Annotated in this window: 11 protein-coding genes; all 11 read left to right on the top strand. The window is 34.6% G+C overall.

The features are described 5' to 3' along the window. Window positions 1-482: 482 nt before the first annotated feature. The gene (locus tag HNR32_RS13120) at window positions 483-2,174 is read left to right on the top strand and encodes a SulP family inorganic anion transporter (RefSeq protein WP_183863402.1); all 1,692 of its coding nucleotides are present in this window, start codon (window positions 483-485) and stop codon (window positions 2,172-2,174) included. 146 nt (window positions 2,175-2,320) lie between these two features. Continuing rightward, window positions 2,321-3,772, top strand: a complete 1,452-nt coding sequence (locus tag HNR32_RS13115) for a nicotinate phosphoribosyltransferase (protein WP_183863400.1) — start codon at window positions 2,321-2,323, stop codon at window positions 3,770-3,772. A gap of 210 nt (window positions 3,773-3,982) precedes the next feature. Continuing rightward, window positions 3,983-4,636 (top strand): YczE/YyaS/YitT family protein, encoded by a 654-nt coding sequence (locus HNR32_RS13110; protein WP_183863398.1) that lies wholly within the window; start codon window positions 3,983-3,985, stop codon window positions 4,634-4,636. A 138-nt stretch (window positions 4,637-4,774) separates the two neighbouring features. Beyond that, window positions 4,775-6,256, top strand: a complete 1,482-nt coding sequence (locus tag HNR32_RS13105; RefSeq protein WP_183863396.1) for an MFS transporter — start codon at window positions 4,775-4,777, stop codon at window positions 6,254-6,256. Between the two features lie 149 nt (window positions 6,257-6,405). After that, window positions 6,406-6,684: a hypothetical protein gene (locus HNR32_RS13100; RefSeq protein WP_183863394.1), complete on the top strand. Its 279-nt coding sequence runs from the start codon at window positions 6,406-6,408 to the stop codon at window positions 6,682-6,684. A 126-nt stretch (window positions 6,685-6,810) separates the two neighbouring features. Continuing rightward, complete coding sequence (locus HNR32_RS13095) at window positions 6,811-7,032, top strand: YdbC family protein (protein WP_183863392.1); 222 nt, start codon at window positions 6,811-6,813, stop codon at window positions 7,030-7,032. A 171-nt stretch (window positions 7,033-7,203) separates the two neighbouring features. Beyond that, window positions 7,204-7,851: a GGDEF domain-containing protein gene (locus HNR32_RS13090; protein ID WP_183863390.1), complete on the top strand. Its 648-nt coding sequence runs from the start codon at window positions 7,204-7,206 to the stop codon at window positions 7,849-7,851. 159 nt (window positions 7,852-8,010) lie between these two features. Next, on the top strand, window positions 8,011-8,646 hold the full coding sequence (locus tag HNR32_RS13085; RefSeq protein WP_183863388.1) for a hypothetical protein: 636 nt from the start codon (window positions 8,011-8,013) through the stop codon (window positions 8,644-8,646). Window positions 8,647-8,740: 94 nt separating this feature from the next. After that, complete coding sequence (locus tag HNR32_RS13080) at window positions 8,741-9,112, top strand: ArsR/SmtB family transcription factor (protein WP_196611150.1); 372 nt, start codon at window positions 8,741-8,743, stop codon at window positions 9,110-9,112. Between the two features lie 15 nt (window positions 9,113-9,127). Next, window positions 9,128-9,496, top strand: coding sequence for an arsenite efflux transporter metallochaperone ArsD (gene arsD, locus HNR32_RS13075; protein ID WP_183863386.1), 369 nt, complete (start codon window positions 9,128-9,130; stop codon window positions 9,494-9,496). Window positions 9,497-9,509: 13 nt separating this feature from the next. Continuing rightward, window positions 9,510-11,243 carry an arsenical pump-driving ATPase gene (gene arsA / locus HNR32_RS13070; protein WP_183863404.1) on the top strand — a complete coding sequence of 578 codons (1,734 nt, stop codon included), beginning with the start codon at window positions 9,510-9,512 and terminating at the stop codon, window positions 11,241-11,243. Window positions 11,244-11,447: the final 204 nt, after the last annotated feature.

Raw genomic sequence — 11,447 nt, 5'->3', positions numbered from 1 at the left:
CTACGCCAAATAGCCTGAAATATTGCTATTTAAATAACGCCAATTATTGAATTTTCAAGGTACATCGACTTTTATTGATGTGCGAAGTTTGAGTTAATATAATTTAAATATAGGGAAAATTGTTTAGAAATAAGTTTAACAAATTTAGGATACACTGGGTCGTATTCTGAATACTATGCTATAACACGTAAAAAATATAAAAATAAATATAAGAAGAACTTCTAGGCTAATAAAAAACGCATTTATGCACAGCTAGTGAAAAAGGGTAATGCTCCCTTAAAAAAAACAGATTAGTATGAAAAAAACATTTATTTTTAGATGCTTGACAAGGTACATTCTATCATTTATAATTTCTACTTATGAATATGTATTTAGTAAATATAATTAAATTATATTTACTAAGAGATGTTTGGAAAAGGGTTGGCTAAATGCCGGCTCTTTTCTCGTTTAAAAACACAATAAAATAAAAAGAGGGATTACTGTTGATTGCACTAAAAGAAGCATATCGAGCCGGGCTTTTTCAGTCTGGACAATTGAGTAAAAATGTTGTGGCTGGGCTAGTTGTCGGGGTGGTAGCATTGCCATTAGCAATGGCGTTTGCTATTGCCAGCGGAGTATCACCAGCACAGGGACTCTATACTGCTATTGTTTCAGCATTTTTCGTATCGGTTTTTGGTGGTTCGCGTGTGCAGATTGCCGGACCGACAGGTGCATTCGTTGTTATCCTAAGCGGCATTTTAATGAAATATGGTTTGGCCGGCTTACAGATTGCTACAGTCATGGCTGGGATTATACTTATTTTAATGTCACTGGCTAAATTAGGTGATGTTATCCGGTTTATACCGGCACCAGTAATAGTTGGGTTTACGGCTGGTATTGGTGTTACAATATGGGTCGGTCAATGGCAGGCATTTTTTGGTTTGCCAGCAATCGGTAAAGCAGCACTTTTTCATGAGAAATTATATGCATTGATTATGTCGTTGCCGCAGACACATTTACCTACATTATTAATTAGTGTAATTAGCTTACTGTTGATATTAGCAGCACCTAAAATTCCTTATTTAAAGAAGGTGCCGGGACCATTATTAGCAATGGTAGTGGCAACCTTGATACAAACTATTTTCAAATTTTCCGGGGTAGCTACAATTGGTTCAGCATTTGGTGGAATTCCGCAGGGCCTGCCAGCTTTTGCTATTCCGTCATTCGACTTTTCAGATATTGTATCATTGATTGGACCAGCGTTTACCATTGCTATATTAGGTTCAATAGAATCATTGTTGTCAGCTGTTGTTTCTGATGGCATGATTGGCTATCAGCACAATTCCAATCAGGAATTATTTGGACAGGGCCTGGCAAATTTAATTTGTCCCTTTTTTGGCGGTATAGCAGCAACAGGTGCTATTGCCAGAACGGCAACTAATATTCGTCAGGGGGGCAATAGTCCCTTGGCGGGTATAATCCATAGCGTTGTATTGATTGCTGTATTGCTCTTTTTTGCGCCATTGGCAGCAAATATTCCATTAGCATCCATGGCGGCAATTTTATTTGTTGTTGCCTACAATATGAGTGATGCGAGAAATTTTGTTCGTCTTATTCGTGTGGCACCTTTGGCAGATTCTTTGATTTTACTTATTACTTTCTTTCTGACAGTATTTGCAGATTTAGTAGTAGCTGTTAATGTTGGTGTTGTTTTGGCAATTCTACAATTTATGCGTAAGATGATTTTATCGGCAGAGGTGCATAAAATTAGTCATAGTGAAATAGAAGCTGCTGTGCAAAAAGAAGTAGCAAGCCATTCGGAGATTCTTGTTTACACTATTGAAGGGCCGTTGTTTTTTGGGGCAGTAAATGCTTTTGAACGTTCGTTGGCACATATATCTAAAGATCCTTCTCATTTAATATTGCGTCTGGATAATGTTCCTTTTGTTGATTTGACAGGTCTTAAAATGCTTAATGAAGTTATACGCAATATGCAAAAGCGTGGTATTGAAGTGTATTTATGTGAGGCTAATCCTAAGGTACGTCGCCATATGTACCGGGCGGGGATTTTTAAAACATTGGGACGCAAGCATTTATGGCGTAGTTTTACTGCTGCTATGGAAAAATGTGAAACAGAATTAGAAAAAAACAATAAAAATGATCAGAAAGTAAGCGGTCAATTGCAGCCGGTTTAAAATAAATATAAGCTATAAAGTTTATCTATATAAATTAGGTAAACTTTATAGCTTTTTTTAGTTATAGTGGTATAATCAATAAGAATATATTTTTTTATAGTTATCATAGTTAAGCAATATCAAGAAAGACGCGGTGGGGAAATTTTATGACACAGTTTGATAAAAGAAATGCCAGTATGATGATGGATTTATATGAAATGACAATGGCCAATGGCTATTTCCATAAAAATGAAAAAATAGAAAATGTTGTATTTGATGTTTTTTATCGTAAAAATCCCGACCAAGGTGGCTATTCTATTTTTGCTGGTTTGGAACAAATTATTGAGTATGTAGAAAATCTGCATTTTGCTGATGACGATATTGAATATTTTCGCTCACTGAATTTATTTTCTGATGAATTCCTGGAATATTTAAGGGATTTTCATTTTAGTGGCGATATTTATGCCTTTCCTGAGGGTACTGTTATGTACCAAAATGAACCAATTATTACTATTGTCGCACCGCTTATTGATGCACAGCTTATTGAAACAGCAGTATTGGCACAGATTAATCATCAGTCGTTGATAGCTACTAAGGCTAGTCGTATTGTCAGAGCTGCGGGAGGGCGGGCTGTATCCGACTTTGGAGCAAGACGTGCACATAATCTTGATGCAGCTGTTTATGGTGCCAGAGCTGCTTATATTGGTGGTGTAGTGTCAACAGCTACGGTTTTAGCCGGCAAGCAGTTTGGAATACCTGTAAGTGGGACGATGGCGCACAGCTGGGTTATGTATTATAAAGATGAATATGAAGCTTTTTGCAATTATGCGCATAAATATCCAGATCAGGTAGTGCTTTTAGTTGATACATATGATGTTTTACGTTCGGGAATTCCTAATGCTATTAAATTATCAAAAGAAGTATTGGAACCAATAGGAAAACGTCTTAAAGGAATTCGTCTTGATTCAGGTGATTTAGCATATCTTTCTAAAAAAGTCAGACAGATGCTTGATGATGCCGGTCTTACTGACTGCAAGATAATAGTATCAAACAGCTTGGATGAATATACGATAAAATCCATTTTAGACCAAGGCGGTCGTATCGATGGGTTTGGTGTAGGTGAGCGTTTGATTACAGCTAAGAGTGATCCGGTTTTTGGTGCTGTTTATAAAATATCGGCAGTACGGGAAAACGGTGTTTTTGAGCCTCGTATTAAAGTATCTGAAACAGTGGAAAAAATTACCAATCCTGGATTAAAAGATGTATATCGTATTTATAGTGAAAATGGCCAGGCGATAGCAGATTTATTAGCATTGCGTGGAGAACAGATTGATATGACAGATTCATATAGATATGTTGATCCAGAGAAACCTTGGAAAAATCGTCATTTTGTTAACTGCACAGCAAAAAGTTTGCAGCAGCTGGTGGTAAAAGACGGTAAGCGTGTAGGTGAAAAGCCATCCCTGGAATCAGTAAGAGACTATGTTAAACAGCAATTAACAACGGAAATATGGGTGGAAGAACAGCGATTTGAAAATCCGCATAAGCATTATCTTGATATGACACCTGATTATTATGAAATGAAAATGAATTTATTGTATAAGACTCGTAATAATTAAGGCTGTATTAACAATAAGATCATATATATGAAATATAGTATTTATAAAATTTATGTGCTATTATTAGTATAATAGCATTAATTGATATACATTAATATTTAGTTCTCAGACAGTTGTTCATTAAGTTTGGGGAGGCGCAAAAAACTTAATAGATGGTGAGAGACTACAATTATGCTATCATAAGATTTGGATTTAAAGGAGATAATTGTGGTGTCGTTATATAAGCGTTTTATTTTTTTGTTGGCTGGATTATTTTTAGTTGGATTTGGTGTTGCTCTTACAGTAAAAGGCATGCTTGGAACATCACCAATTGCCAGTGTGCCTTTTATTTTTAGTTTGCAGTATCCTATTACAATAGGGATGTGTATGGCTCTATTAAATATAGTATTTATTGCCATACAAATACTAATATTGAAAAAAAGCTTTAAGTGTGTTCAGCTGCTCCAGTTGGCTGCAGCATTTGTTTTTGGCTGTTTCATTGACTTATCAATGTATTTATTACAAGGATTGGTACCAGAAGCATATGCTATAAAAATTGTAGTATTGTTATTAGGGATCGTAATCCTTGCGTTTGGTGTGGCTTTGGAAATAATTGCCAATATCGTAATGATTCCATCGGACAGCGTGGTCAAAGTAATTGCTAATCATTGGAACATACAATTTGGCCGGGTAAAAACAGCATTTGATATATCAATGGTCATCATTGTTTCTGTTTTTTCCTGGATATATTTTCAGCATATTTATGGGGTACGGGAAGGTACTTTAATGGCAGCTATAATCACAGGAACTATTGCCAATGTTTTTACAGCTAAATTAATAAATATACTGGCTAGTAAATATGCAGCACTAAAATTAGAATCATGATAAAAACTATTGCCATGGAGTTAACTCTAGGTGTTATACTAACAATATAAAAGATAGTGCTTTCAGAGTAGAGATTACTAAATTTCTGCTCTGTTTTTGTTTAGCAATTTTTAAAGGTATAGAGAAAGAGGTTTGTTTGTGGACACAAGAGAACTAAATATTGTAACAGCAGCGTTATTACTGTCTAATGCAATGGCAGGACTGGATGGAACAATTATTAATACAGCATTGCCGGCAATTATTAGTGATTTGCATGGCATTAGTTATATGGGCTGGATTATTTCAGTTTTTTTATTGGGAATGGCTGTATCAACACCATTATGGAGTAAATTAGGTGAACGTATTGGCAATAAAAAAGCTTATCAGATAGCAACGACAGCTTTTGCGATAGGGGCAATATTTCAGGCATCAGCAGGTAATATTTGGATGTTTTTAGCAGCTCGTGCCGTTATGGGAATTGGGGCTGGCGGCATGAATACTATTCCATTTATTATTTATGCCGATATTTATGAGAATTTACAAAAACGGGCAAAAATTATTGCTTTTGCCACAGCTAGTTTTAGCGCGGCATCAATTATCGGGCCATTGATTGGCGGCTGGATTGTTGATGTGCTGAGCTGGCACTGGGTTTTTTATATCAATATACCAATTGCCTTAATATCAATTATGTGTATGCAGTTTTTCTTTAAGCAGAAAAAAATTCATGCTATAGGTAAAAAGATAGACTTTCTTGGAGCAGTGCTTATGGTTAGTGGTCTTATAATGCTGCTATTAGGGATTCAGATGATAGAATCAGGCAATATTGCGTGGATAGCAGGTTTTATTGTGTTAGGTCTTATATTATTGGCAGCTTTGGTAAAAGTAGAGGAAAAAGCTGCTGACCCGATTATTCCTAATCGATTATTTAAAAATCCAGCACTGGTGGTCGATTTTTTATTATTTGCATTATTGTGGGGGGCATTCATAGCATTTAATATTTATGGGCTAATGTGGGCACAAGGGCTTTTAGGCGTGACGGCTTTAGTAGGCGGCTTAACCCAGATACCAGGCTCAATTACAAATTTTATTGGTTCGATAATAGGACCGCCAATGCAGCTGCGTTCTGGTAAATATTATGTAATATTACTGGGGACGAGTGCATTTTTAGCAGCTTTTATGGCTTTATCAATAGCTGGTGTTACAGTGCCTTTATGGTTTTTGCTTATTGCCGGTGCTTTTCAGGGATTGGGCTTGGGATTATGTTTTAATATTCTGCAGTTAAGCGTGCAAAAAGATGCCGAAAGAAAAGATATTCCTATAGCAACATCGTTTGCTTACTTGCTGCGTATATTAAGCCAGACCTTTATGGCTGCTATTTATGGAGCAATATTAAACTATGAACTAATGCAGGGCGTGGAAAAATCAAATGGCACGATTACGATAGCCATGCTTAATAAATTGAGTGATTATAAAAGTATTAGTGATGTGCCAATGCAGTTATTACCAGCTATGAGAAATATTTTGCATAATGGACTGCATGATATAATGGTAACAGCAGTGGTATTATTAATAATTGCGTTGATATTTAATTTGGCAATGCAATTTAAAGAAAAGAATAAGCGTAAGGCAGTCAATAATTAATAGCAAAAGTGGTTATGATTAAAACAGGGATTATAACCACTTTTATTGAATAAAATAACAATAATCAGTACTTGTTTAGAGTTATGGTTTGTAGTAAAATAAATTCGAAGAAAACGATTACGCATAATTGAATAAATGGAGAAAGATTCATGTTGATGAATTATTTTTATTTTAAAAAAACATTTGATAAAAAAACAATGCCCCAAAAAATATATGTATGTGGAAAATCATTACTGCCGGAAAAATTATATTTTTCCTATCAACAGCCCTATAGTATAGCCACATTTGTTAATTTCAATGATGATAAGATTGCTGATTTTTGTGTTAAACTTACATTGGATAATACTGATTCAGTTGCGCATATTATGAGTAATGTTAAAAGACGTTTAGAAAATAGAATTCCCGAGTTTATAAAACAAACATGGTAATATATTTTAAATAAAAAGACTGAATATTAAAAAATATATATACAAAATGTAATGAAAATGAAAAAATATGGAATAAAAATCATTTTTTTAGTATAATAAAATGAAAAGGTTAAAAAGGTGATTAATATGGCAGATATAAATTATGAAATAGTAGAAACGGTAGCGGTATTATCAGAAAATAATAAAGGCTGGAAAAAAGAACTTAATGTCATTTCTTGGAATAATCGTGCACCTAAATATGATTTGCGTGATTGGGCACCGGAACACGAAAAAATGGGCAAAGGTGTAACACTAAGTAAAGAAGAATTAATTCAGCTGAAAGAAATATTAAATAAAATGGAATTATAAGTGGAAAAGTCGCAGGTGATTAAATTACTGCGACTTTTGCTGTGTAAAAATATTATCCAGTCTATTATTTTAGCAATAAAAAATTTTTTATTAATATTAGGACGAAGGATATTTTTTGTCCAAGGGTAGTTAGTATAATAAAAATCATAACAAATCAGGGGGATTATACTAATGGATTATGTATGGGAAATAATATTGTTAATATTTATGTGTGTGGGAGTTACGCTTCTTATTCGGCAAAATAATTTTTTACGTAAGCAGATTCTTGAAAATGGGAAAAAGATTAGTGAAGATAGAAAATTAATAGATGAACTTTGCATTGCAGCAGAGTATGATTTATTGTCGGGATTAAAAAATCGCAACGCTTTTGTTCGTTTTGCGGATGATGTAAAAAGAAATAATAAACATATTTCTTTACTGGTTTGTGATATTGATGGATTGAAAATTATTAATGATTCATTGGGGCATATTGCTGGTAATGAAATTATAAAAGCAGCTAGTTTAATTTTATGTAAAGTTACACCTAAAGATGCTATAGTTTATAGAACTGGTGGTGATGAATATGTCATTGCCTGGGAAACAATAATACCGAGTAACGAATTAGAAAATATAAAAGGACAGATTTCAGAAAGTTTATCTCAGCATAATATAAACAGTGCTGAGATTCCTTTTGGCATCTCAGCAGGCTACAGCAGCTACAGTAAAGAAGCAGACGAATTTTGGAAAATCTATAATCGGGCAGATAAGATTATGTATGCGGAAAAACGGAAAAATCACAACGCCATTTATAATATGATACAAGAAGCAATTTCATTGTGAAATTAAAGAAAAATTTTGTGATTATTTAATAGTAATAGCAGTTATTTTCATGAAATTTAGGAATAACTCTGTTTTTATAAAAAAGGATACTTTTTAGGGGTATTTTTTACGGTGTATTTTGCTATAGTTAAGGCAAAAGAATGATTAAGGAGGAACGTTATGAAAAATATTAAATGGCTGTTATTGATATTTTGTTTTGTATTTATGCAAATAAATACAGTTACTGCTTCCCCGCAAAATTCGGGTCAAATGTCGTTGAAGCGGGAACAAACAATTAATTTATCAGCAGCAGAAAAAAATCAGTTGGATAAATTTTTTAGCAATATTGCCCGTGCCAATTTAAAACCATTTACTAATGGGTACATTTCTGATAAAAAACTTATTGAATTTGCTTTAAATACTATAGCTGTAAATGAACCACGTATTGTTAAGGTACCAGTAAGAAGAGTAAATAGCATTTGCAATAAATATTTTGCCCATATACCGAAAAAGCATGGCAGGACAGGTGATTATAAATATGCAGATAATTTTTACTTTATTCCTCAGGCATCAGGGGAAGCCTTTCGTTTTGCCCAAGTAATTAAATTAAAGGATGCTGGTAATGGTCAGTATAAGGCAGTAGTAAATATTTTCACAGCATCGTCAGGATTTACTGGTGATGTGCATGGAACACGAGCTGACTGGCAGGCTGCTGGTGAAGATGTGGAATTAACAGATAAAATGCAGGCTGTGTTAAAAAAAATAACAGTTGGTAAACATAGTCGTTATATATTATTGGATTATATAAAATTATAGAATAGAGAAAATACATCTGTAGATTAGCAGGTGTATTTTTATTTGCAAATAATTCCTAGTGGTGTTATTATAATTAATAATCGTATATACGCGTATGCGATTATACAAGAAATATGGAGGAGCAGATGTGGAAAATTTGCCGGAAGTTTTAAAGGCATTATCAGATGAGACAAGACTGCGCATAATAAATTTATTATATGAAAAAGAATTATGTGTATGTGACATTATGGCTATGCTGCAAATTACGCAGGCTAAAGCATCCAGGCACTTGATTTATTTGAAAAATGCCGGCTTGGTCAAAGATAGAAAGCAGGCACAATGGGTATACTATGCCTGGCAAAAAAATGCAGAGTATAAATTTATTGACAGCCTTGTTTATGATAATTTGCGTAATACAGAGTTATACAAAAAAGATCTAAAAAATTTGCAGCAATGGCTGCAGACAAATGAAAATCACTGTAAATAAAAAGGGGATAATTATATGAAAAAGATAGAAATTTTTGATCCGGCAATGTGTTGTTCAACCGGTGTATGCGGGCCGTCTATTGATTCCGAGCTTTTACGTATAGCAACAGTTATTAGCTCACTTAAAGAAAAGGGAATTGATATTGTAAGACATGGTTTATCCAGTGAGCCGCAGGATTTTGTCAATAATGAAGTAATTAAGGATATATTGGATAAGGAAGGCGTAGATGTTTTACCAGTAACACTTGTTGATGGTAAAGTTGCCAAGAGTAAAGAATATCCGACTAATGAGGAATTATCTCAATGGCTGGAAGTGGAGATTGCAGGAAAACAACAGGAAGAAGCAGGGGAATGCTGCTGTTGCGGTTCAGAAGGGTGCTGCTAATATGATAGATAATATGTTTGAAAAATTTAATCCGGAGAAAATAAATTTAACAAAATATTTATTTTTTACCGGAAAAGGTGGTGTAGGAAAAACTTCTACAGCATGTGCGGTCGCTGTAAAATTAGCTGACGCTGGCAAAAATGTTTTATTGGTAAGTACTGATCCGGCGTCAAATTTACAGGATGTTTTTGCAACACAGCTTGATGATAAAGGAACAGCAATTGAAGGCGTCACCGGCTTGCTTGTCGCTAACCTTAATCCGGAACAGGCAGCACAGGAATATCGTGAATCAGTTGTAGCACCTTATCGGGGGAAATTACCGGATAGTGTCATCAAAAACATGGAAGAACAATTGTCGGGTTCGTGTACAGTAGAAATTGCGGCATTTAATCAGTTTTCTTATTTTATAACTGATAAAGAGACAGAAAAGAAATTTGACCATATTATTTTTGATACGGCACCAACCGGTCATACTTTGCGTATGCTGCAGCTGCCTTCAGCCTGGAGTAATTTTATAAAAGACAGCACGCATGGTGCTTCCTGTTTGGGGCAGCTTGCTGGTTTGGAAGAAAAAAAAGATATTTATAAAAATGCAGTAGAAAATCTTTCAGATAAAAATAAAACGACACTTATTTTGGTGGCAAGACCGCAAACAACACCAGTATTGGAAGCACAGCGTTCAAGTCACGAGCTGAGTGAATTGAAAATCAATAATCAATTACTTATTATAAATGGTGTTTTGACAAAGGCCAGTGATGAAGTTTCACAGAAAATATATGATAAGCAGTATCAGTCAATGAAGAATATTCCCAGAGAGCTTGCTGAACTGGATACTTATTTAATACCATTGCGTTCTTATAATATATTGGGGCTGGATAATCTGCGTGCCTTTTTCCAGGAAGATAAATATGAAGCGATACAAGTTCATGATATAAATAGTAAATATGATAAATCACTGGATACATTGGTGGAAGATTTATATAAAACAGGCAAAAAAGTTATTTTTACGATGGGCAAAGGTGGCGTAGGTAAGACAACTATTGCGGCCAGTATAGCCGTAAAATTAGCGCAAAAAGGTGTGAAAGTGCATCTGACGTCAACAGATCCTGCTGATCATTTACAATATACAGCAACAAAAACAAAAAATATTTCATTAAGTCATATCGATGAGAAGAAAGAGTTATTTAAATATCAGCAGGAAGTATTGAATAAGGCTCGTGAAACAATGACGGATGAACAGCTTGCCTATATAGAAGAAGATTTGCGTTCACCATGTACTCAGGAAATTGCAGTATTCAGGGCATTTGCTGATATTGTTGATAAGGCTGAAAATGAAGTGGTAGTAATCGATACAGCGCCAACAGGGCATACGCTTTTATTGTTGGATTCAACACAAAGCTATCATAAAGAGGTAGAGCGGACTAAAGGGGAAACACCACTGTCGGTACAGAGATTATTACCAAGACTGCGTGATAAACAGCAAACTGAGGTAGTAATTGTTACTTTGCCGGAGGCTACGCCTGTTTTTGAAGCAAAGCGTCTGCATACTGATTTAGCGAGAGCCGGTATTGAAAATAAATGGTGGGTTGTAAATCAGTGTATGTCACTGACTAATACGGATAATGCTATGCTTAAGGCAAGGGTTGCATCTGAAGAAAAATGGATGGATAAGGTAAATGAACTAAGCCAGGGTAATACTGCTGTTATAGCTTGGAATGATGATATATCAGCAGAAAATATAGATTAAATGTTTTTAAAGCCAGTAGAATAATTTTATTGTTCTATTGGTTTTTTTATTAATGGTTAATTGTATAATCAAATTGAACAGTAAATAAAAAATCCATAGGGACTATTCACGTGTTAGAATGTAATCACCACAAAAACATCTACACGGGGGAAAAATCACTATGGACTACTCTAATTTTACCATAAATGAATCAGAACGCAAGCC

This window comes from Pectinatus brassicae (assembly GCF_014201835.1).
In the GTDB taxonomy this organism is placed as follows: Bacteria; Bacillota; Negativicutes; order Selenomonadales; family Selenomonadaceae; genus Pectinatus; species Pectinatus brassicae.
This window is presented reverse-complemented; position numbering and strand designations above follow the sequence as displayed.

Coding starts and splice junctions, on each gene's coding strand:
- arsD (WP_183863386.1), top strand. CDS start 9,128: ATGAAAAAGATAGAAATTTTTGATCCGGCAATGTGTTGTTCAACCGGT.
- HNR32_RS13080 (WP_196611150.1), top strand. CDS start 8,741: ATGCGATTATACAAGAAATATGGAGGAGCAGATGTGGAAAATTTGCCG.
- HNR32_RS13095 (WP_183863392.1), top strand. CDS start 6,811: ATGGCAGATATAAATTATGAAATAGTAGAAACGGTAGCGGTATTATCA.
- HNR32_RS13090 (WP_183863390.1), top strand. CDS start 7,204: ATGGATTATGTATGGGAAATAATATTGTTAATATTTATGTGTGTGGGA.
- HNR32_RS13115 (WP_183863400.1), top strand. CDS start 2,321: ATGACACAGTTTGATAAAAGAAATGCCAGTATGATGATGGATTTATAT.
- arsA (WP_183863404.1), top strand. CDS start 9,510: ATGTTTGAAAAATTTAATCCGGAGAAAATAAATTTAACAAAATATTTA.
- HNR32_RS13100 (WP_183863394.1), top strand. CDS start 6,406: ATGTTGATGAATTATTTTTATTTTAAAAAAACATTTGATAAAAAAACA.
- HNR32_RS13085 (WP_183863388.1), top strand. CDS start 8,011: ATGAAAAATATTAAATGGCTGTTATTGATATTTTGTTTTGTATTTATG.